General features: G+C 66.3%; 21 protein-coding genes. 7 read left to right on the top strand and 14 right to left on the bottom strand.

Translation table 11 applies throughout. From position 1 onward, the window contains the following. The first annotated feature begins 94 nt into the window (after positions 1 to 94). Genes H977_RS0112945 through H977_RS35600 form a run of 3 tightly spaced genes read left to right on the top strand, consistent with a single transcriptional unit; the run spans position 95 to position 3,077 of the window. Positions 95 to 331, top strand: coding sequence for a ferredoxin (locus H977_RS0112945; RefSeq protein WP_029108272.1), 237 nt, complete (start codon positions 95 to 97; stop codon positions 329 to 331). Positions 332 to 334: 3 nt separating this feature from the next. After that, positions 335 to 1,615, top strand: a complete 1,281-nt coding sequence (locus tag H977_RS0112940; protein WP_029108271.1) for a cytochrome P450 — start codon at positions 335 to 337, stop codon at positions 1,613 to 1,615. Between the two features lie 34 nt (positions 1,616 to 1,649). Further along, the gene (locus tag H977_RS35600; protein ID WP_231395946.1) at positions 1,650 to 3,077 is read left to right on the top strand and encodes a histidine phosphatase family protein; all 1,428 of its coding nucleotides are present in this window, start codon (positions 1,650 to 1,652) and stop codon (positions 3,075 to 3,077) included. Between the two features lie 12 nt (positions 3,078 to 3,089). Here the strand turns inward: H977_RS35600 and H977_RS0112930 are convergent, their stop codons facing one another. The 9 genes from H977_RS0112930 to H977_RS0112890 all read right to left on the bottom strand — a co-directional run bounded on the left by H977_RS0112930 (position 3,090) and on the right by H977_RS0112890 (position 13,469). Continuing rightward, positions 3,090 to 4,328, bottom strand: coding sequence for an NAD(P)/FAD-dependent oxidoreductase (locus H977_RS0112930; RefSeq protein ID WP_029108270.1), 1,239 nt, complete (start codon positions 4,326 to 4,328; stop codon positions 3,090 to 3,092). Beyond that, on the bottom strand, positions 4,325 to 5,728 hold the full coding sequence (locus tag H977_RS0112925) for an NAD(P)/FAD-dependent oxidoreductase (protein ID WP_029108269.1): 1,404 nt from the start codon (positions 5,726 to 5,728) through the stop codon (positions 4,325 to 4,327). Before H977_RS0112925 ends, H977_RS0112930 begins: the two co-directional genes overlap by 4 nt. Beyond that, complete coding sequence (locus tag H977_RS0112920) at positions 5,725 to 7,155, bottom strand: FGGY family carbohydrate kinase (RefSeq protein ID WP_029108268.1); 1,431 nt, start codon at positions 7,153 to 7,155, stop codon at positions 5,725 to 5,727. The genes H977_RS0112925 and H977_RS0112920 overlap by 4 nt, the downstream gene beginning before the upstream one ends. Beyond that, positions 7,152 to 8,618, bottom strand: coding sequence for an amino acid permease (locus H977_RS0112915; protein ID WP_029108267.1), 1,467 nt, complete (start codon positions 8,616 to 8,618; stop codon positions 7,152 to 7,154). The genes H977_RS0112920 and H977_RS0112915 overlap by 4 nt, the downstream gene beginning before the upstream one ends. 86 nt (positions 8,619 to 8,704) lie before the next feature. Then, positions 8,705 to 9,484 (bottom strand): DeoR/GlpR family DNA-binding transcription regulator, encoded by a 780-nt coding sequence (locus H977_RS0112910; protein WP_029108266.1) that lies wholly within the window; start codon positions 9,482 to 9,484, stop codon positions 8,705 to 8,707. A gap of 85 nt (positions 9,485 to 9,569) precedes the next feature. Then, complete coding sequence (locus H977_RS0112905; RefSeq protein WP_029108265.1) at positions 9,570 to 11,036, bottom strand: aldehyde dehydrogenase family protein; 1,467 nt, start codon at positions 11,034 to 11,036, stop codon at positions 9,570 to 9,572. After that, positions 11,033 to 11,842 carry a carboxymuconolactone decarboxylase family protein gene (locus H977_RS0112900; RefSeq protein ID WP_029108264.1) on the bottom strand — a complete coding sequence of 270 codons (810 nt, stop codon included), beginning with the start codon at positions 11,840 to 11,842 and terminating at the stop codon, positions 11,033 to 11,035. Before H977_RS0112900 ends, H977_RS0112905 begins: the two co-directional genes overlap by 4 nt. Continuing rightward, a complete protein-coding gene (locus tag H977_RS0112895; RefSeq protein ID WP_196808232.1) occupies positions 11,839 to 12,639 on the bottom strand; it encodes a mycofactocin-coupled SDR family oxidoreductase in 801 nt (266 codons plus the stop codon). The genes H977_RS0112900 and H977_RS0112895 overlap by 4 nt, the downstream gene beginning before the upstream one ends. Further along, positions 12,639 to 13,469, bottom strand: a complete 831-nt coding sequence (locus H977_RS0112890) for a mycofactocin-coupled SDR family oxidoreductase (RefSeq protein ID WP_029108263.1) — start codon at positions 13,467 to 13,469, stop codon at positions 12,639 to 12,641. Before H977_RS0112890 ends, H977_RS0112895 begins: the two co-directional genes overlap by 1 nt. An 85-nt stretch (positions 13,470 to 13,554) precedes the next feature. On the opposite strand from H977_RS0112890, the gene H977_RS0112885 reads away from it, so the two are divergent. Further along, on the top strand, positions 13,555 to 14,121 hold the full coding sequence (locus H977_RS0112885) for a TetR/AcrR family transcriptional regulator (RefSeq protein ID WP_029108262.1): 567 nt from the start codon (positions 13,555 to 13,557) through the stop codon (positions 14,119 to 14,121). Here H977_RS0112885 and H977_RS0112880 read toward each other — a convergent pair. Genes H977_RS0112880 through H977_RS0112865 form a run of 4 tightly spaced genes read right to left on the bottom strand, consistent with a single transcriptional unit; the run spans position 14,118 to position 16,555 of the window. Further along, complete coding sequence (locus H977_RS0112880) at positions 14,118 to 14,885, bottom strand: alpha/beta fold hydrolase (RefSeq protein ID WP_029108261.1); 768 nt, start codon at positions 14,883 to 14,885, stop codon at positions 14,118 to 14,120. The genes H977_RS0112885 and H977_RS0112880 overlap by 4 nt on opposite strands. Positions 14,886 to 14,942: 57 nt before the next feature. Next, complete coding sequence (locus H977_RS0112875) at positions 14,943 to 15,371, bottom strand: type II toxin-antitoxin system VapC family toxin (protein WP_029108260.1); 429 nt, start codon at positions 15,369 to 15,371, stop codon at positions 14,943 to 14,945. Then, complete coding sequence (locus H977_RS0112870) at positions 15,358 to 15,606, bottom strand: type II toxin-antitoxin system VapB family antitoxin (RefSeq protein ID WP_029108259.1); 249 nt, start codon at positions 15,604 to 15,606, stop codon at positions 15,358 to 15,360. The genes H977_RS0112875 and H977_RS0112870 overlap by 14 nt, the downstream gene beginning before the upstream one ends. A 28-nt stretch (positions 15,607 to 15,634) precedes the next feature. Then, the gene (locus H977_RS0112865) at positions 15,635 to 16,555 is read right to left on the bottom strand and encodes a LysR family transcriptional regulator (RefSeq protein ID WP_029108258.1); all 921 of its coding nucleotides are present in this window, start codon (positions 16,553 to 16,555) and stop codon (positions 15,635 to 15,637) included. 118 nt (positions 16,556 to 16,673) lie between these two features. Between H977_RS0112865 and H977_RS0112860 the strand changes: the two genes are divergently transcribed. Genes H977_RS0112860 through H977_RS0112850 form a run of 3 tightly spaced genes read left to right on the top strand, consistent with a single transcriptional unit; the run spans position 16,674 to position 20,682 of the window. Continuing rightward, complete coding sequence (locus H977_RS0112860) at positions 16,674 to 18,002, top strand: MFS transporter (protein WP_029108257.1); 1,329 nt, start codon at positions 16,674 to 16,676, stop codon at positions 18,000 to 18,002. Continuing rightward, the gene (locus H977_RS0112855) at positions 17,999 to 18,745 is read left to right on the top strand and encodes a 3-hydroxybutyrate dehydrogenase (RefSeq protein WP_029108256.1); all 747 of its coding nucleotides are present in this window, start codon (positions 17,999 to 18,001) and stop codon (positions 18,743 to 18,745) included. Before H977_RS0112860 ends, H977_RS0112855 begins: the two co-directional genes overlap by 4 nt. Continuing rightward, on the top strand, positions 18,742 to 20,682 hold the full coding sequence (locus H977_RS0112850) for an acetoacetate--CoA ligase (protein ID WP_036475992.1): 1,941 nt from the start codon (positions 18,742 to 18,744) through the stop codon (positions 20,680 to 20,682). Before H977_RS0112855 ends, H977_RS0112850 begins: the two co-directional genes overlap by 4 nt. Before the next feature lie 56 nt (positions 20,683 to 20,738). On the opposite strand, the gene H977_RS0112845 is transcribed toward H977_RS0112850, so the two are convergent. Further along, complete coding sequence (locus H977_RS0112845; protein WP_029108254.1) at positions 20,739 to 21,896, bottom strand: aminotransferase class I/II-fold pyridoxal phosphate-dependent enzyme; 1,158 nt, start codon at positions 21,894 to 21,896, stop codon at positions 20,739 to 20,741. Positions 21,897 to 21,913: the final 17 nt, after the last annotated feature.

Raw genomic sequence — 21,913 nt, 5'->3', positions numbered from 1 at the left:
GGCAGAGAACCTTGACCGCCGAAGGCCGGGGGTGGTAAGCATGAGCCATCCTAACGGTTTGATCGATTGATCAAATTCAGAACTGAGGAAACTGATGCCGGAAGACACGAGCGCAACCCGGGTTCGGGTAGACGCCGGCCTGTGTGAGGGCCATGCCCTGTGCATCCAACTTGCCCCTGACGTATTCGACCTGTCCGACGACGAGGTGGCCAACGCTTCCCAGGGAGACGGACAGTGGGATGAAGATACCTGGGACAACGTCAAATCCGCTGTCGACGCCTGCCCGCGCCAGGCGATCAGCCTGCTCAACACCAGCACGAAAGGCCAGTGAGCCATGACCGATCTCGCCGATGTCGACTATTTCACCGATCCTGCCGTCACTCAGGATCCGTACGACTACTACGAGTACCTGCGCAGCAACGGGCCGGTGTTCGCCGAACCGCATCACGGTGTGGTGGCGGTGACCGGCTACCAGGAAGTGATGGCGGCCTTCAAAGACCATGCGTCGTTCTCGGCAGTCAACGCGATCGGCGGCCTCTTCCCGCCGCTGCCCTTCGAGCCCGAGGGCGACGACATCAGCGAGCAGATCGAGGCGCACCGCCATCTGTTCCCGATCCACGAGCACATGGTGGTGATGGACCCGCCGCAGCACGAGCGGGCCCGCTCGCTGCTGAGCAAGCTGCTTACGCCTCGTCGGCTCAAGGAGAACGAGGACTTCATGTGGCAACTGGTCGATCACCAGATCGACCAGTTCATCGGGAACGGAAAGTGCGAGTTCCTGTCGGAGTACGCCAAGCCCTTCGCCACCTCGGCGATCATCGATCTCCTCGGTGTGCCGGAGGAGGACCGGCCCGAGTTCCTCGCCGAGTTGGGCGCGGGGCCTCCGGAGGGCAACCATGTCGGCGCCCTCGACGGATCGGCCGTCGGGCGCGACCCGCTGGGGTATCTGGACGACAAGTTCGCCGGGTATCTCGCGGAGCGCCGGCGCGAGCCGCGCGGAGATGTGCTCTCCGGTATGGCCACCGCCACTTATCCCGACGGGTCGACGCCCGAGCTGCTCGAGGTCGTCAAGCCGGCCACCTTCCTGTTCGCTGCCGGCCAGGAGACCGTGACCAAGCTGCTCACCGCCGCCGTCCAGACCCTTGGTGACTACCCGGAGTATCAGCAGACGCTGCGCGAGAACCCCGACGGCATACCAACTTTCATCGAGGAAGCACTGCGGATGCACGCGCCCACGAAGGTCGACTTCCGGCTGGTCCGCAAGACCACCACACTCGGCGGCGTACACCTGAAGGCCGGGACGATCGTCATGCTGTGCCTCGGCGCGGCCAACCGCGATCCACGGAAATTCGATGACCCCCACGTATTCCGTCCGGACCGCAAAAACGTCCGCGAGCACATCGCTTTCGGCCGCGGCATCCACACCTGCGCCGGGGCGCCGTTGGCGCGGGTCGAAGGACAAATCACCGTCCGCCGCCTGCTCGACCGGATGCGGGACATCACCATCGACGAATCCGTCCACGGTCCGGCGGGAGCGCGCAACTACACCTACGAGCCCACGTTCCTGCTGCGGGGTCTCACCGGACTGCACATCGGATTCACCTCGGCCGCATAGCCGTACCTCCGCACTCACGAACAGGACAAGCAGAGTGAACGATCCTTGTCATCCCGGCTCCTTCGAGATCGCCACGGGAGGGCGCCGCCGCCGAGCCGAATTCTGGAGGTTCCTGGGTATCACCCTGGGGGTGTGCGCGCTTCTTGTCGGAGCTGCGATCCCCGCCGCGGCAGCCGAATTGATGAGGGTGACGTTCGTGCGTCATGGCCAGTCATACGGCAACACATCCGGCATCATCGACACCTCGACACCCGGCCCTGTCCTGACGCCGAAGGGCCAGCAGCAAGCGCAAGACGTGGTGGACACGTTGGGGGACAACAACTACGACGCCATCTATGCCTCGACGATGGTGCGGACTCAGCTGACTGCCGCGCCGATGTCGCAATACCTGGGCCTGCCGATTCAGGTGCTGCCCGGTTTGCAAGAGATCGAGGCCGGTGACTACGAGGGGACACCGGAGAGCGAGGCCGGCAGCGGCTACGCGAGCTTCATGGTTGCGTGGGCACTCGGGGGTCAACGCGACGCGCGGATACCGGGTTCGATCGACGGCAACGAGTTCGACGCCAGAGTCGACGGTGCGCTCAAGACGATGTACGACAAGGGTGACCGTAACCCCGTGGTGTTCTCCCATGGCGGCACCATCATGTTCTGGACGATGATGAACGCACAGAACCTCACGCTGGCGCAGAAGGTCGAACTGCTGCGGACCGGTGTGTTGGACAACACCGATTACGTGGTCATCGAGGGCAACCCCGAAGACGGCTGGACCCTGGTGAGCTGGAATGGCAAAGAGTTCAGCCCCGAACCGACGCTCGGCGCCGAGGTGAAACTCCAAGCCCGCACGCTGACCCGGCAGCTCGCTGCTGCCGCACAGCAGGTGACCGATGCGCTCGCCACCGGGAATATCGCCACCATCGCGACCGCGGTCAACCGGAGTGTCGCGCAGGCGAGCTTTTCTGTCGTGAAGTTCAATCGCGCGGTGACCGCCAAGGTCATCCATGAGGTCGAGCAGGCGGTTGACCAGCGTTCGCCCGCGACGTCGCCCTCGGATGACCCGGTCCAGTCGGCCGCCGACCAGCTGGGGATGCTGAAGGCCCCGGTGGCAGAGCTGAAAGCCCCGGTGGCGGAGCGGGTAAAGAGCGTTGCTCCGAAGAAGCGAGCCGAGTTGGCCACCAAGGACAGCGACACGGCGGTGCCCGACAAGACCGCGACATCGACGATCCGCGCGAAAGACGTTGTGCGGCGGGCTGTCCAAGATGTGACGGGCCGGGTCTCGGCATCGGTCGACAAGGTCCGTGACGGTGTCAGCCAGAACAGTGTCAGCGGGAACAGTGCCAAGAAGAACACCGGCACCGCCAGCCATGGCAACGCCAAACCCAGCACCGCGAAGTCTGACACCGCACGCGACGCGGGCAAAGCGGACGGCGCAGATGGCCCCCGTAGCGGACATGATGCCGCGTGACGTTGGGCGGGTTCACCCCAGCGAAAGCGTGACCGCCCCGCCGCGATGATCGGCCCTGTCGAGAATGCTCGACGGCACCCGGAACACCCGCCCGGGTGAGGCCGGCCACGGCAGAACCTTGCGGCCGATGACCTTCCCATCCTGGTGCGCAACCACTTTCGGGATGCGCACCAGGGTGTCGGTCCACAGCAGCAGCCGGTGCCGCGCGGGCGCGGGATCGCCGGGCCGCAGCAGGCCTGGGGCGACCCAGCGCAGCGGGGCCGTGGCCTCGATGCGGATCGCCTGGTCCGGGGCGGGCGTGCCGTCGAGGTAGCGACGCGCCTGTGCAGCCACGTGCCGGCCGTCGAGCGCGGCGATGTCGGCGGTATCCACGGGGTGCAGCAGATTTCCGATCGCGAACACCCCCTCCCGGCTGGTCCTCAGTGCGGTGTCGACGACGGGCCCGAGGCTGTGCGGGTCCATGTCGAGACCGGCCAAGCGGGCCAGCTCGTGGTCGGGAATCCAGTCACCCGTGAAGACCACGGTGTCGCAGGCCACGATTCGGCGCTGCCTAGTCCGCGTGTTCTCGACCTCCACACCCTGAACGGTGCCCTTGCCGATGATGCGGGTCACCCGGGTGGTGGTGGCAATCTCGACACCCATCAGCGGGGTGCGGCCGGCGATGTTGAACACCGCATACGACTCGGGTGACGGGTATTCGCTTGTCATCAGGACGGTTTCGCATCCCGCGTGCTTCAGGGTGAGCACCGCCGAGTAGCTGACCAGTTCGGCTCCGACGATGACGGCACGCTTGCCGACGCTGCGATGCTGAAGGTGCACGGTGTTCTGCAGCTGCCCTGTCGTGTAGACACCACCGGGCCGGTCGCCGGGGATCATCCGCGCTGGGCGGGCCCGCTCGCGGGCGCCGGTGGCCAAGATGACCGCACGTGCGTCGAGGCGTTCACGGCCGGCGGGCGACGTGAGCTCAAGGGCCCTGTCGCCGGCCCAGCCGGTGACCATGGTGGCGGTACGGATCTCGGCCCCGGCCTCCGCGGCGTCGCGGACCAGGCGACGTGCGTACGCCGGACCGCCGATGAAGGTCTTCATGTCGCGGATGCCGTAGCCCGGGTGGTCACTGTGCCGCGGAATGCCGCCGGCCTCGTATTCGCGTTCCAGCACAACCACGTTCAGGTCTGAGCCGCGGGCCAACTCGGCGGCGGCGGTCAGGCCCGCGGGCCCGCCGCCGATGATCGCGACGTCGTAGGTACTCACTGGTAAATCTCCTCGGATTCCCGCTCGAACACCGACTGCACCTCGGCACCGCAGAAGAATGCCTGGCAGCGACCGTTCATCACGCGGGTGCGTCGTCGCAGGCCTTCCAAGGCTGCGGGTGGGATCACGGAATGGCAGGCGTCGCGCAGCTCACCTTCGGTGACCCGTTCGCAGAAGCACACGATCCGGCCGTAGGCGGGGTCGGCGGCGATCTTGTCGGCCTGCTGATAGGGGCGGGGGAACGCCTCGCCGAGGTTGGGCATCTGCGGTGGATCGGGCAGTTCGCCTGCGGGGACCAGGTCGAGACCGGCCGAGACCAGTTGGTCGCGGGTGTATTCCGCGATCGCCATGCCCGCGGTCAGACCGGTGGACCGGATCCCGCCGACCAGCAGGTAGTGCTGCGCCGGATCGGCCTCGATCAGATAGTCGCCGTGGTCGATTGCGGCCCGCAATCCGGCATACGTCGCGGTGACCTCCTCATCGAGCAACCGCGGCATCAGCGCGCGACCCTTTTCCAGCAGAAACTCGAATCCGGTCTCCGAGGTGCCGGTCGCAGTGCGGTCGGTGAGATCCTCCGAAGTGGGGCCGAGCATGACGTTGCCGTAGATGGTGGGGCTGACCAGAACACCCTTGCCGCGCGACGTTGGCACCGGCAGTACGATCTTGTCGACCAATGGCCGGGCCAGCTTGTCGTACACGATGAGCTCGCCGCGGCGCGGGGTCACGGTGAATCGCGAGAAGCCGAACAGGTTGTCGATGACATCGGCGCCCAGGCCGGCCGCGTTGACCACCCACCGGGTGCGCACCGGGCCGGCGGAGGTGTGCAGCGTCGTGACCTCGGGGCCGGTCTCGATGCGCTCCACCCGGTGATCGGTCAGCAGGGTGGTGCCCCTGTTGACCGCATCGGTCGCCAGCGCGAGGTTGACCGTCCAGGTACAGATGATCGACTCGTCGGGCACGGTGAGCCCCCCGAGGGCGCCCTCACCCAGAGCGGGGACCGCGGCGTAGACGGCTGCGGAATCCACGATCTCGCACCGGTGATACCCGTTGGCCTCGGCCTTCTCCTTCAATCCCGGTAGGGCATCGAGCTGTTCGTCGTCCCAGGCCACCAGGATGGCGCCGGTGTGCTCGACCGGGATCCCGGTGCGCATCGCGTAGTCGGACAGCAACTCGTAGCCGCGGCTGACCATGGTGGATTCCAGCGTTCCGGGTTTGGCGTCGAACCCGGTGTGCAGGATCGCCGTATTGGCCTTGCTGGTGCCGTCGCCGACATCGTCGCGGGCTTCGAGCAGGGCAACCGACAGTTGGTGTCCGGACAGCTCACGCGCTATGGCTGAACCGACGATCCCGGCTCCGATGACCACGACGTCGAACACGTCGGGTGCACTCGGGGTGTTCATGAAATCTCCTGGTGATATGTGGTCGCGGCGAGTTCGCGCCAGGCCGAGCGGAATTCGGCGGCACGCCCGGGGTCCCATCGGGGTTCGTAACCGGCCGCTGGGGTCCAGTCGGCGACGACGTCGGCCACCGACTGCTCGGGTGCCAGGCTGAGCCGGCCCAGCGCGGCGGCGCCCAACGCGGTGGCGTGCGCCGACGGGTACACGTCGACGGGCGCCTGAAGGATGTCGGCACAGGCCTGCATCAGGACCGTGGACTGGGTGAGCCCGCCGTCGGCACGCAGTCGGGTCAGTGGCGGCGCATCGGCGTCGATCGCCGAGACCAGCTCGGCAACCTGGGCCGCGATGCCCTGCAGTACCGCCAGCACGATGTGCCCGCGACCGGTGGACAAGGTCATTCCCGAGATCGTCGCGGTGGCTTGCGATTTCCACCATGGCGCGGCAAGGCCGGCCAGTGCGGGCACGCACAGCACCCCGGCGTTGTCGGACTCGGCGATGGCATCCATCTCCGCGGCTTCGCTGATCACGTTCAGGGAGGTCAGCCATTTGACGGCCGAGGCCGCGGTGTAGACCTGGCCGTCGATGCAGAAGGCGTCGACACCGCCGACCCGCCAGGCCACCGACGAGGTCAGTCCGGTGGTGGACCGCACCGGAGTGGTCCCGGTGTTGGACAGTAGGAACGCGCCGGTCCCGAATGTGCACTTGGCCATGCCCGGTTCGAGGCACGCCTCGGCCAGAAGCGCGGCCTGCTGGTCCACCACGATGCCGCCGACCGGGACATTCGCCCCGAAAGCCGATGTGGTGCCGATGATCTCGTCGTTGGCGGCGATTCGGGGAAGTTTCTCGCCGTCCAGGCCGAACAGTGCGAGCAACTCGTGGCTCCACTCCCGGGCGCCCAGTTCCACGGCCGCCGAGCGGCTGGCGGTGGTGGCGTCGGTGACGAACTCACCGGTGAGCTGGTTCAGCAGCCAGGTATCGGACGTTGTTATGACGCTGCCGGCCACCGCTCCGCTGTTGCGACGCAGCCAGGCCATCTTCGGTGCCGAGAAGTAGGGGTCGAGCACCAATCCGGTTCGGGCGGCGAGCATGTCGGCGTGCCGGCTGAGGTCGGCGCACAGGGCCTCGGCTCGGCGGTCTTGCCACACGATCGCTTGGGTCAGGGGTCTGCCGGTGCTGGGATCCCAGGCCAGGACGGTTTCGCCCTGATTGGCCAGAGACACGACGTCGACCGGGCGGCCCGCCTGCTCGAGCGCGGCGCGTCCGGCGCCGAGCACGGACTCCAGCAGTTCTGCCGGGTCCTGCTCGACGCCGCCGCCGTCGAGGTAACGCGGGTGGACAGCGACCTCGGCAACGCCCACCACACCATCGTCGGGATCGACAACGATCGCCTTGGTGCCCGAGGTGCCTTGGTCGATGGCCAGTACCGTCATTTCACGGCGTCCAGTTCGGCGTCGATCGAGGCCATCTCGGGCATCTTCAAACCGTCCTTGCCGCGGGTGACCAGCAGGTAGCCGAGGTACACCGCGCCGATTGCCACCATCACCGCGATGTACAACCAGGGATCACGGAAGGACGCGTCCCGGAACAGCGCCAGCGCGAAGACCAGCCAGGCGACCGCCACGACGATCACCGGTGTCTCCCAACGGCCGAGGCTGAATCCTGCGCTGGGCGGCAGTTTGCGGCGGGTGGCCACGTAGAGCGTCACCGTGATCGCGTAGATGATCGCCGGGAGCAGAGTCGCCGCTGAGAACAGTTTGAACAGGGCGTCGGTGCTGGTGGAAAAGACGCCCAAGATCACGGCGGAGGTGATGAACATGGCGATGGTGGCGTTGAGCGGCGTCTTGAACCGCGGGGACACCTTGTGCAGCACCTGCCAACCCGGGAAGCGCTGGTCGCGGGACATCGCCCAGACCAACCGCACGCCACTCATCGTGATGACCAAACCGCAGGCGAAGATTCCGACGGCGACGAAGACCAGCAGGGCGGTCCCCACGAACGATCCGAGGATGTCGCGGATGACGTCGGCGATCGGCGTACCCGACTGGGCCAACGCGGTGGGATCGTTGACACCGGCGGTCACCACCAAGAGAAACAGGAAACCCAGCACGCCGGAGGCCAGCACGGCCTGCCACATCGCCCGCGGCACAACGATTTCCGGTCGCTTGGTCTCCTCGGCCAGATTGGCGGCGGACTCGAAACCCACGATGGTGAACGCGCCGAGCAGGAATCCCAGCATCCACGGTCCGGCGGAGGTGGCGGTGCCGAAACTCCAATAGCCCTCGGTGGGGATGTCGCCGTGGGAGAACAGGTTGCCGACGGACAGTTTGTGCGCGATCACACCGACGATGAACAGCAGCACCACCAAGGCCACCATGACGATCAGTTCGGCGGTGACGGCGAAGTTGTTGACGCGTTCGGTCCATTTGGTCGACAACCCGACCAGCAGCGCCTGCAACAGCATCACGCCCGCGGTGATCAGGAATGACGTGCCGGGGGTGCCGGTGAAGTCGAACAGTGCCGGCACCACGGTCGCTGCCACCGTGTAGTCGACCGCGACGACGACGATGGCCAGGAAGGTGAACGAAATCCACCCGGTGATCCAGCCCAGGATCGGATTGGCCAGCCGCGACACCCATTGGTACGCGTAGCCGGTGACGGGGATGCGGGCGGCCAAGGAGCCGAGCAGCAGGGCGACGGCGATCTGGCCGACAATGACGATCGGCCAGGTCCAGATGCCCATTGGCCCTGAGGTGTTGAGCACGCTGCCGTAGGCGGTGAAGATGCCCGTGGCGATGGAGACGAAGGCGAAGGCCACGGCGAACGAGGCGAACTTGCCGGTGTTGCGTTCCAAGGTCTCGGTGTAGCCGTATGGCGATGTGGAAGAATTTGTCATCGATCGGGCTTTCTGACTGGAATTGACTGTTTCGCGAAGATGAGGCTCGGTCCGCGGGCGACGCTGCAACGTCGCCCGCGCCCGTTTCAGGCGTTCGCCGGCCGCGCCGGCATGACCACACCTCCCGTCTCTCCGAAGGCCTTTTCCAAAGCCGAGTCGGTGTTCTGGTCGGTGATCAGTCCGTTGACCGCGCTGAGATCGCAGACCCGGTACCGCGCTACCTGCCCGAGCTTGGACGAGTCGGCAAGGATGTAGCTGCGCGCGCTGTTGGCGATGATCGTGCGACGCACGTCGATCTCGTCGAGATGGAAGTCGGTGAGCCCGGCTGCCGCGTCCACGCCGCCGGACCCGAGCAGGGCGATGTCGGCGTAGATGTCGTTGAAGAAGGCTTTGGTGTGTGCGTTCGAGCAGGCCAGGTCGCCGGCCCGGACCCGTCCGCCGGCCAGCAGCAGCTCGACTCCCGGGCGGTCGGCAAGCTCCACCGCGACCGGCAGTGACGGGGTGATGACGGTGCCGGTGAACGAGCGGGGGATGGCCTTGGCCACGGCGACGGCAGTGGTTCCGATGTCGATGATCACCGTCTGCCCGTTTTCGAGCAGGCCCGCTGCCACCCGGGCCAATTGAGCCTTGGCCTGGTGGCGGATCATCGTGCGTTCGGAATACGACGGCTCGATGGGACGGTGGTCGGCTACCGCGGCGGCGCCGCCGTGAACCCGGCGCAATGCTCCTCGTTCTTCGAGAAGGGCCAGGTCGCGGCGGACGGTTTCGGCCGATACCCCGAGGCGACGGACGAGTTCGTCCGTGCTGATCGCCTGCGCGCTGCCAACCGCCTCGACGATCGCCTCATGACGCTCAACCGGTAGCACGGTTGACCGTCGATGTGGATTTCTGACCGTTCATGACGGCAATTGTGGGGTGTTGTCTGGCTCACGTCAACCGGAGCCGGGAAAATCAGCGCACAGCGATCCGGATGTTCTTGATCTGCTGAAACTCGTGCAGTCCGTCGAGGCCGCCGGTACGCCCGAATCCGCTCTGCTTGTATCCACCGTAAGGGCCCTGTGGGGAAATCTGGCTGAACTGGTTGACCCATACCGAGCCGGCTTCGAGCTGCCTGCTGACCCCGTGTGCTCGAGCCAGATCTCGGGTATGGACAAAGGCATTCAGGCCATAGGGGGTGTCGTTGGCGAGCCGGACAGCTTCGGCCTCGTCGCTGAACCTGATGAGGGAGACGACCGGACCGAATGTTTCGACCTGGGCGAGCTGAGAGGCGTTGTCCACGTTGCCGAATACGGTCGGGTCGATGTAATAGCCCTCTGAGAGATCACCGCCGATCCGCTGACCGCCGATGAGCAACTCACCGGCCCGTTCGCTGACCGCCTGGTCGATGGTGTTCAGAATCCGGTGAGCGGCAGCGTCGCTGATGACCGGACCGAAGTTTATGGCGGGGTCGAACGGGTCGCCGATGCGGGCGGCTCCCACAATCGCGAGGAACTTCTCGGCAAAGGCGTCATATATGGACTCGTGCACCAGGATTCGGCTGGCGCACGCGCAGCTCTGCCCGGATTGCATCAACGGACCCTGATGGGCCGACAATTGGGCGGCGGTGTCCAGGTCGGCGTCGGCGAAGATCAGGTTGGCGGACTTGCCGCCGAGTTCGGTGACCACCGGTGTCAGGTTCTCCGCAGCCGCTGTCAGCACCGCGCGCGCCGTGACTCCACCGCCGGTGAAGTGGATCTTGCGGATGCCGGGATGGCGAACCAGCAGTTCGCCGCCCTCCGCGGCGGCGGGTACGACGTTGACCAGCCCGGGAGGTAACCCGGCTTCCAGGCACAGCTCACCGAAGCGCAGCGCGGCCAGCGGAGCCAACTCCGAAGGCTTGAACACCACGGCGTTCCCGGCCGCCAGGGCGGCCGGGATGCAGGACGCGGCGACGACCAACGAGCCGTTCCACGGAGCGATGACCCCGACAACGCCATAGGGCTCGCGCTCGATCAGATTGACATCGTGAGACCCGCTCACCGGCGAGCTCGATCCGTGGGGTTTGTCGGCGTATCCGGCGAAGTGGCGCAGGAACCGTTCGAGCAGGTGCGCGGTCCCCGCGTAGGCCACCGGCACCGCGTAGTCGTGCACGTTGAGCGCGGTGAGTTCGTCGAGATGCGCATGCACCACGTCGGCCAAATCGATCAGCATGTCCCGGCGGCGGTCCGCGGTCAGTGCCGTCCAGCCGCGCTGTGCGTCCCACGCGGTGCTCACTGCCAGGTCGATCTCCGCCGGGCCCGCCAGGACGATGCTCGCGTTGGGTTGTCCCGTGGCGGGGTAGATATGTGGGTGTTGCGCCACCGATGATCGGGTGATGCGTTCACCGCCCACCACGAGTCCGGCCGGGCCGGCGGGTAGCGCAGTCAGAACGCTGCTCATGACGTCGCCTCTGCCTCAGCGGCCCATTCCGCTTCGGCGCGCTGCTTCTGCTCGCCGATCACCTGGTTCAGGTGCGAAGCCTTGGGCCATCCGTAGTAGGCCGCGAAATGCAATGCCAATTCATCCATTTCGTCGAAGGAGACGTCGCGGCTCTTCAGTGCGGCGTAGACGTGGCTGTCGATCGGAATGGGTGCGTCCTGAAACGCCACACACGCCACCGTGATCAGTCGTCGTTCCTTCATGCCGAGTCCGGGACGCAGCCACATCTCCCCGAAGACGAAGTTGAGGATGCCGGCACCTGAGAAGGGATTGTCCCGAATCGGCGTGTGCGGCATGCAATTGACGTCCCGGAAGGACTGCTCGCCGCACAGCAACCGGTCCTCCGGATCGCTCGGCGTGGTCAGCGGCAGCAGCGGCTCGGGTGCCGGCGGGGTCAGACCCCGTTCGCGGTGTATCCGTTCCCACTGTTCGTCGACCACGCCGTTGAAACGAGATGCCTTCGGCCAGCCAGCGTAGACCGCGAAATGCAGGACGGTTTCTCGCATTTCGACGATGGATACGTCACCGCTGTTCAGCGCGGCATAGACGTGATCGCGCAACGGCCCTTCGGCGTCGGCGTCTGCAACACACGGCAACGTGACGAATCGCCGATCCCTACGGCTCAGCGCGGTGCGCGGCCACACCTCGGCGAATACGAAGTCGATGAGGTTGGTGGTCGCCGGGGAATTATCGGTGGGTGCGGTGAACGTCATCACCTCGGCGAACTCGCGGCGTCCGCGCTCGGTCCGGGTGTCGGATGCGGTCATCGGATCGTCACTCCTGCGTCGACTTTGAACTCCAGGCCGGTCACATAGCGGGATTCGTCCGAGACCAGGAACAGCACCGCGTTGCTGATGTCGATCGCCTCGGCCATCACGATGGGGATGGCGTTGCCGAACAGCGGCGCCAGATCGGGACGCTGCTCGGCGATCAAGGTGTGCAGCGTCGCCGGCCGCATCCCGGTCTCGACACCGGTCGGATGCACGGTGTTGACCCGAACATGCTGGGCGGCAAGCTCATTGGCCAGCGCCTTGCTCATTCCCACCACGCCGTGCTTGGACGCGGTGTACGGGGTGTGCAGCGGCGTGCCCTTGATGCCCGCGGCCGAGCTGATGTTGACGAGGCTGCCGCCGCGCTCCACCAGGTGTGGCAGTGCGGCCGCGCAGGTGTTCCAGGACCCGATCAGGTTGATGTCGACGACAGTGCGCCACTGCTCGGCGGTGGTGGTGTCCCAGGTGCCCGCGGTGATGACGCCGGCGTTGGCCACCGCGGCCTCCAGGCCGCCCAACTCCGCGACGCCGTCGGCGACAGCGGTCGCCAGCGCGTCGGCGTCGCGCACGTCGACCACGTAGGTGAGGGCGCGCCGGCCGTGTTTTTCGACCAGTCGCGCGGTTTCGTCGAGGTCCTCACGCGAGGCCAGCGGATAGTCGATCTCGTCCACCGATCGGCACAGGTCGACGAGGATGACGTCGGCGCCTTCCTCGGCCAGGCGTACGGCGTGGCTTCGGCCCATGCCGCGTGCTGCGCCGGTGATCAGCACACGCTTGCCGGTGACCCGTCCCATCAGAGTTTGTTCGTGAAGCCGGCGTCGACGGGGAGCGTGACCCCGGTGACGTACTTGGCGGCGTCGGACACCAGGTAGCTGATGGTCGCGCTGATGTCCTCCGGTTCCAGCAGCGACACCGGCATCGGGTTCTGCAGATGCGGACCGCCGTCGGGGTAGTTCTCCAGGAACGCCGTCATCGCCGGGTTGACCGCCATCATCGTGTTGACCGCCGTGGGATGCACGGTGTTGACCCGGATGCTGTGTGGGGCAAGAGCATTGGACAGTGTGCGCATCAGCCCGACGATGCCGTGCTTGGACGCCGCGTAGCCCAGGCCGCCGCCCTGCATCCCACCGAAGCCGCGCAGTCCGGCGGTGGAGCTGGTGAAGACGATCGAACCGCCGCGCCCGCCCTCGATCAGGTGGGGGATGGCGGCCTTGGCGGTGTGGAATGAACCGACCAGGTTGACGCCGACCGCATCGTTCCACATCTCGAGGTCTTCTTCGATGCTCACCTCACGAAACGCCGTGGGGGCGACACCGGCATTGGCGAGCACGATGTCCAACCGCCCGAACTGCTCGACACCCGCGTCGAGTGCGGCCTTGAGCGCGTGGAAGTCGCGGACATCGGCGACCGTGGCGACCATCTTGCCGCCCGCGGCCTCGACCAGAGCGACCGTCTCGTCGAGTTCGGCGCGGCTGGCCATCGGGTACGGGTTGGAGGCGATCTCGGCGCAGATGTCCACACCGATGATCGCGGCGCCTTGCTTGGCGAGCGTCACCGCATGACTCCGGCCCTGACCCCGGGCCACCCCGGTGATGAAGGCGACTTTTCCGTCCAGATTTCCCATTGATCCTCACTCCGCCGAATGGCTGTAACCGTGTTACAGCGGTACGGTAACCTGGTTACTCTCCAGCGGCAAGGGTGTTCTCGATTTGGCAGAAGAACGTGATCGGATCCTCGACATCGTCGTGGAACTCCTCGAGACCGAGGGCTACGACGCCGTGCAATTGCGTGAGGTGGCGCGCAGGGCCAAAACCTCACTGGCCACGATCTACAAGCGCTATTCCACCCGCGACGAGTTGATCCTCGCCGCCCTGGATTCGTGGATGGCCGAGAACCGGTATTCGGGGCTTTCCATGACCGGGCATGCGCGGGAAGCTGGTGAGTCGTTGTACGACGGGCTGATGCGGATGTTCCGCACCATCTTCGAACCGTGGGAAAAGCACCCCGACATGCTCAGGGCCTACTCGCGGGCCAGGGCCGCACCCGGCGGTGACCGTCTGGTGCGCCGGGGCCTCGACACCGTCGTGCCCACGGGTCTGTCCATCCTGACCGGGGTCGACGAGGAATTCGTGCACGATGTCGACACCATCGTGACCAGCCTGGTGTTCGGGCTGGTCGGCCGCTTCACCGCCGGCGAGATCGACATCACCGAGATTCTGCCCAGCCTCGACCGGACCGTGTACTGGCTCACCGCCGGCTATGAGGCCCGGCGTTAGATCTGCGCGTCGATGAATTCCTCGATGGCCGCGGCCACCTCCCGGTGCACGGATTCGTTGAGAATGTCGTGGCCACAGCCGGGAAACTCCTTGAACTGCAACGGTTCTATCTCGTCGGCGTAGGCCTTCACCGCCGCGGCCGGGGCGATCACATCGGCCGAGCCGTGCAAGGCCAGGGTAGGCGCCGTGAGCTTGGGCAGCTCGGCTCCGAACCGGTCCCACGCCCGGTCCAGTTCGCGGGTGAGCGCGGCGCCGTCGGCGTCGACGAACGCCAACGGGTCGTTTTCCAGTGCGTCCAGATAGAACGGATCGGACGACAGCCAGCTCGGATCCAGGTCCAATGACGTGTCCTGGTCCAGCATTTCGGGAATCGGCACCAGTGGTGCGCCCGAGATGATGCCGGCCCTATACCGGTCGGGCTCGCCGAGTAGCCGGAACAGGGTGACCACCGAACCGAACGAATGTCCTTGTGCCACCAGCGGTATGCCGGGAGACTCGCGCTCGGCCAGGACGGTGAGTGTGTCGGCCAGCGACGAACTGTCCTCGATCGATCCGAAGTCGCCCCGGGTGCCGCCGGTCAGGCCGTGACCGAACTGATCGACCGCCCACAGGTCGATCCCCGCGGCGTTGAGCGCGAATCCGTAACGGTGGTACACCCCGGTGTGTTCACCGAATCCGTGCAGGAAGACGACTGCCGCGCGGGGCTCCGGTACCGCCCAGTGCCGGTAATAGGCCCGCCCGCGGTCGTGCTCGATGAATGGCATGCCTCTCACTGCAGCAATATCGGGCCACGACCGCAAGGATTTGGCTCAGCCGGCGCATCAGTCGAACGGTGCTCGCCAGCGCAAGCCCGGAAATCGTGCGAATGCTCGATCGGTGGTGACCCAGGTGGCGCCGTTCTCGATGGCGAGCGCGGCGTGGTAGGCGTCCGGAACAGTGTTGGCCTTGGCCCCGGTATCGGTGCAGAGCGAGTCGAATATGGCCCAGTGGCGTGGGCCGGGGCGAAGTGGCACCGCGGACGGTGCTGATCGGATCGCCCGGCACGCCTCGAGCGCCTGAACTGTCGAGCTGGGCTCCCGGAAGACCCGGTGGTTGGTCAGTAGCCGGATCACGCCCGACAGCACTAGATCGCTGATGCCCACTGGTTCGTCAGCGTTGAGTGCTCCCGAAAGCCACGCGGCGTACCGCTCATGCTGATCGCTGTCCTCGCGGACGGCGTAGATCAACACGTTGACGTCAGGGAGAAGCATTGTCGCCCAACAGTTCGGCGAGAGCTTCCTTGTCATCGAGGTCGACTCCGGGGCGTAGACCTCCGCTGCCGTGCGTCGGCAATCGAAACTCCGGGGCGCGGCTCTCGTCGGCGACGCGACTCAGCATCTCGCGCAACGCGTCCTCGACCACGGAACCGAGGGAACGCGACGTGCGCGCGGCGACGATCTTCGCCTCGGCCAGCAGCGCGTCGTCGATGTTGACGGTGGTACGCACCTACGCATCATAGCATCAGGCATGCGCATCAAGATGCGGCGAGCTTTCCCAGCAGGACATCCTGTTGGTCGGCCATCCGGTCCTGGATCGCCTCGACCACGGCCGCCACCACCGGCCGGCGCAGGGTCTCCGCCCGGGCCACCAGCCAATAACTCAACCGGACTGTCAGTTCTGTGGGCAGAACCCGCACCAGATCCTCGTGACGGTCGGCCATGAAACACGGCAGCAGGCCCAGGCCGGCCGCGGCGCGAGTGGCCTCGACATGGACGAACACGTTGGTGGAGGTCACCGATTCGCGCATGGCCGGTGCGAAACTGGCGGCCATGTCGAGTTCGTCGACCTGCAGCATCGAGTCGATGAAGTACACCAGCGGAAACCGGGCCAGATCGGCGATGCTGTCGGGGAAACCGTGTTCGGCGAGATAGGAACGCGCGCCGTAGAGGCCCAGGCAGTAGTCGCCGAGGCGGATCGCTTCGGCACGCCGCACCTGGGGTGCGCCCACGACGATCTCGAGGTCCAGGCTCGAACGCTGTTGGGAGGCCCTGCGGGTGGCGGTGACGATCTCGACTGTCAGCCGCGGATGACGACGCTGGACCTGGGCCGCGGCGGGCGCGGCGACGTAGGCGCTGAAACCGTCGGTCGCCGAGATCCGCACCACGCCCTCGAGTTGCCGGGTGCCGGTGGCGCCGAGCGTGGACACAGCGGACTCGACGGCCTCGGCCGCCGCCAGTGCCTCACGGCCGAGGTCGGTGAGTTCCCATCCGCCACCCGCCCGGGTGAGCACCCGGCCCCCGATGGCCTGCTCGAGCGCGGCGATGCGCCGCGAGATCGTGGTGTGGTTGATGCCCAGCTCATCGGCCGCCGCCGTGTACCGACCGGAGCGGCCGACGGCCAGCAGGACCAGCAGATCGTCCGCGCTGGGGCGGGCAGGCCTTTGCACACCATCCATTTCTGCATTTTTGCAGACTGATGGTGCGGTTTTACCCATTGCGGCGAGTTCGGCGTGCATGAATACTCACGAAAGCTGTAAGGGGCATCACAGTGCCACGTCACAAGGAGAGCCGCGGATGAGCGCGCCAAATCTGACCGGTCTGCGCCGCGTCGTCGCCGCCTCGATGGCAGGCACGGTGGTCGAGTGGTATGAGTTCTTCCTCTACGGAACCGCAGCCACATTGGTCTTCAACAAGTTGTTCTTCCCGCAGGGCGGCAACGAGTTCGACGCCATCATGGCGGCCTTCGGTACGTACGCGATCGGCTTTTTGGCCCGTCCCCTCGGTGGCGTCGTGTTCGGTCACTACGGCGACAAGTTGGGCCGCAAGAAGCTGCTCCAGTTCAGCCTCGTGCTCGTCGGCCTGGCCACGTTCCTGATGGGCTGCCTGCCGACCTTCGGTCAGATCGGCTACCTGGCGCCTGTCCTGCTGGTGGTCCTGCGCTTCCTGCAGGGCTTCGCCGTCGGCGGCGAATGGGGTGGCGCGGTGCTGCTGGTGGCCGAGCACAGCCCGAACCAGTCACGCGGTTTCTGGGCCAGCTGGCCGCAGGCCGGAGTTCCGGTCGGCAACATGCTGGCCACCGTGGTGTTGCTGTTGCTCAACGGGCTGCTCAGCGCCGAGGCGTTCCTGTCCTGGGGCTGGCGCGTGGCGTTCTGGCTGTCAGCAGTGGTGGTCCTGATCGGCTACTACATCCGCACCAAGGTCACCGACGCCCCGATTTTCGTTGCGGCCCAACAGGAAGCCGAACAGATCAAGGCAAGCTCGTTCAGCGCGATCGAGGTGCTCAAGCGTTATCCGCGCGGGGTGTTCACCGCGATGGGTCTGCGATTCGGCGAGAACATCATGTACTACCTGGTGGTCACGTTCTCGATCACCTACCTCAAGGAGCACGTGCACTCCGACACCAGCGACATCCTGTGGTGGCTGCTCGTCGCGCACACGGTGCACCTGGTGGCCATCCCGACCGTGGGCGCGCTCTCGGATCGCTACGGCCGCCGCCCGGTGTACTTCATCGGTGCCGTCGGCGCGGCCTCGTGGGGCTTCTTCGCCTATCCGATGATGGACAGCGGTGAGTATCTGCCGGTGACGGCGGCCATCACGCTGGGTCTGGTGATCCACGCGCTGATGTATGCGCCGCAGCCCGCGCTGATGTCCGAGATGTTCCCGACCCGCATGCGCTATTCGGGTGTCTCCCTTGGCTATCAGGTGACCTCGATCGCCGCCGGATCGCTGGCGCCGATCATCGCCGTGTGGCTGTTGAAGACCTACAACTCCTCGGTGCCGATCGCGGTGTACCTCGCGGTGGCCGCGTTGGTGACACTGATCGCGCTGGCGTTCACCCGCGAGACCAAGGGCGTGGATCTGGCCGACATCGATGCCGCCGACCTGCAGCGGGCCGCGGCATGAGTGATCTGGCCGGCCGCACCGCCCTTGTCACCGGTGCTGCCGGCGGCATCGGCGCCGCCTGCGCCCGCGAGCTCGCTTCTCGAGGTGCGGTGGTCACGGTCGCGGATCTCGACGCGGCAGGGGCCGAGGCCGTCGCCCGCGAGGTCGGCGGAAAAGCGTGGGCGGTAGACCTTCTCGACGTCTCATCGCTGGAATCACTGAAGCTGGACTGCGACATCCTGGTGAACAACGCCGGGGTGCAGAGCATCCACCCGATCCAGGATTTCCCGCCCGAGCGGTTCCGGATGCTGCTGGCCTTGATGGTCGAGGTGCCGTTCCTGTTGATCCGCGCCGCTCTGCCACACATGTACTCGCGGCAGTTCGGCCGCATCGTCAACATCTCATCGGTGCACGGCTTGCGCGCGTCGGAGTTCAAGTCCGGCTACGTCACCGCCAAACATGGACTGGAGGGTCTGTCGAAGGTGACCGCGCTGGAGGGCGGACCGCACGGAGTCACCAGTAATTGCGTCAACCCCGGCTATGTGCGAACTCCGTTGGTGACCAAACAGATCGCCGATCAGGCCCGCATCCACGGCATACCCGAGCAGGACGTGCTCGCCGAGGTGTTGCTCAAGGAAAGCGCCGTGAAGCAACTGGTGGAGCCGGAAGAGGTTGGCGCGTTGGTAGGTTGGCTGGCGTCCCCGAGCGCCCGGATGGTGACGGGAGCGTCGTACACGATGGATGGTGGGTGGAGCGCACGATGACCGCAACAGAAGCTCAATGGGAGCCGACGCCGGAAGGTATCGAGGCGGCCCGGGTCACCGACTTCGCCCGGTTCGTCGAGTCCCGCACCGGCATCAGCGCTCCGGACTATCAGCACCTCTGGCAGTGGTCGGTCGATGATCCGGCGGCGTTCTGGGGCGCGTTGTGGGATTACTTCGATCTGGGTGAGCGGCCGGACGAGGTGCTCACCGGCGACGAGATGCCGGGCGTGCGGTGGTTTCCCGGCGCCCGCCTCAATTACGTCGACCAGGTGGCGCGACATGCCCGGACCGACCGGCCGGCCATCCTCACCGTTGCCGAGGGCGGCGCTGTCACCGAGCTGTCCTGGTCCGAATTGTTGCGCCGGACCGCGGCATTCGCGCACACCCTGCGATCGCTGGGGGTTCAGCCGGAGGACCGGGTGGTCGGTTACCTACCGAACATCGCCGAGGCCATCATCGCGTTCCTGGCGACCGCGAGCATCGGCGCGATCTGGAGTGCGTGCGGGCAGGACTACACCGCCAAGGCTGCCCTGGACCGGCTCGGCCAGCTGGAACCGACCGTGCTGGTGACCGCGGACGGTTACCAGTTCGGGGGCAAGTCCCACGACAAAAGTGCCGACATCGCCGCCGTACGTGATGGCCTGCCCTCGCTGAAAGCCTCGGTGCTGGTATCGCGACTGGGCGCGGCCCGCGAAGATTGGCTCGACTGGGATTCGGCCACGGCAGGCAAGGCCGAATTGTCCACGACACCAGTGGACTTCGACCATCCGCTGTGGGTCCTATATTCGTCGGGCACCACCGGCCTGCCCAAGGGAATCATGCACGGCCACGGCGGCGTGTTGCTCGAACACCTCAAGGCGGTGGCGCTGCAGTCCGGCATCGGCGGTGACGACACCTTCTTCTGGTACACCAGCCCGAGCTGGATGATGTGGAACTTCCAGGTCGCCGGGCTGCTGGTCGGGGCCACCATCGTCTGTTACGAGGGCAGCCCCACCTACCCGACGGCCGACGCCCTGTGGCACATCGCGGCCACTGTCCATGCGACGGTGTTGGGCGCCAGTCCCGGATATGTACTGGCCTGCTCCAAGGCAGGCGCGGTTCCGCGTGAGGAGCATGACCTTTCGGCGCTCAAGACCGTGGGCATCACCGGATCTTCGCTGCCGCCGTCGTCAGCGCTGTGGTTGCGCGACAACGTCGGCGAGCAGGTGCAGGTCTCCTCCTTGAGTGGCGGCACGGACGTGGTCTCGGCGTTCATCGGCGGCGCGCCGACGGTGCCGGTGTGGCCGGGCGAGTTGTCCACCCGCTACCTCGGTGCGGCCGTGGATGCCTGGGATGAATCCGGCAATCCGGTGCGCGGCGAGGTCGGCGAACTGGTGATCACCAAGCCGTTGCCATCGATGCCGATCGCGTTCTGGAACGACCCTGACGGATCCCGTTACCGTGGAGCCTATTTCGAGATGTTCCCCGGTGTGTGGCGCCATGGTGACTGGATCACCATCACCGACCACGACAGCATCGTCGTGCACGGCCGGTCGGACTCCACGCTGAACCGCAACGGCATCCGGATGGGCAGCGCCGACATCTACCAGTCGGTGGAGCGGCTGCCCGAGATCGCCGAGGCGCTGGTGATCGGAGCCGAGCAGCCCGACGGCGGGTACTGGATGCCGTTGTTCGTGGTGCCGGCCGAAGGTGTCGAGCTCACGGAAACATTGCGGGACAAGATCATTCAGACTATCCGCACGGAGGTGTCGCCGCGGCACGTGCCCGACGACATCATCGTGGCCCCGGGTATTCCGCACACCCGCACGGGTAAGAAGCTCGAAGTTCCGATCAAGAAGTTGTTCCAGGGAGCGGATGCGGCCAAGGTGGTCGAGCGCAGCGCCGTCGACAACCCGGAGCTGCTGGACTGGTACGCCACGCAGCGTCCAAAGGGCTGACTCTGCGCACAGGGCGGGAAAGTGCGAGTGGACAACGCACTCACCGCAGAGTCGATCTACTGCAACCAGGCACCGATGCGGCGCAGCGCCTCTTCGATGTCGCTGGTCGGCCCGGCGAAGGACAGCCGGACATAGGAACCGCCGCGCACGGTGTCGAAGTCGATGCCGGGTGCAATGGCGACGCCGGTGTCTGCCAGCAGCTTTGAGCACCAGACCAACGAGTCGTCCGTGTGATCGCTGACGTCGGCGTACACGTAGAAGGCACCGTCGGTCGGGGCCAGCCGGTCGATGCCGATGCCGCGCAACCCGTTGAGCAGCAGGGTGCGATTGTCGCCGTAGTGCGAGAGCAGACCGTCGGCCTCGGCCAGCGCCTCCGGCGTGAAGGCGGCCACTGCGGCGTGCTGGGCCAAGGCGGGCGGGCAGATGGTGAAGTTGCCGGTCAGCCGGTCGATCGCCCGCTGCAATTCGGTGGGCACCAGCAGCCAGCCCAGCCGCCACCCGGTCATCGCGAAGTACTTCGAGAAGCTGTTGACCACCACGGCATTTCGTGAGGTTTCCCACGCGCAGCTGGTTTCGGGAGCACCGGGGTAGACCAGGCCGTGGTACACCTCGTCACTGATCAACCGCGCGCCCGAACGGTCACACCACGTGGCGATGGCCGCCAATTCGGCGGGCGGGATGACGGTGCCGGTCGGATTGGCCGGGCTGGCGACGATCACGCCGGCCACCGGCGGATCCAGTGCATCGAGCATCGCGACCGTCGGCTGAAAACGGGTCTCGGGGCCGCACGGGATCTCGACCACCTCGCAACCCAGCGCGGTGAGGATGTTGCGGTAACAGGGGTAGCCAGGGCTGGCGATGGCCACCCGATCGCCGACGTCGAAGCACGCCAGGAAGGTCAACAGGAATCCGCCGGACGAGCCGGTGGTGAGCACCACCTCGTCGACGCCTACGTCGACGCCGTATTTGCGGTACGACGCCGCGATCTGGGCTCGCAGCTCGGGCAAACCGAGCGCGACGGTGTAACCCAGGCCGCCGTGATTCAGAGCGGCGACGGCGGCGTCGCGCACCGCCGCCGGTGCCCCGGCACTGGGCTGCCCGGCCGACAGGTTGACCAGGTCGCCATGTGTGCGCTGGCGTTCGGCCGCGGCCAGCCACACGTCCATGACGTGGAACGGCGGAATGCCGGCTCGTAGCGCCACGTGATCGGTCATCGAAGTGAGGTTAGCAA

The organism is Mycobacterium sp. URHD0025 (assembly GCF_000426065.1).
Taxonomy (GTDB): domain Bacteria; phylum Actinomycetota; class Actinomycetes; order Mycobacteriales; family Mycobacteriaceae; genus Mycobacterium.
This window is presented reverse-complemented; position numbering and strand designations above follow the sequence as displayed.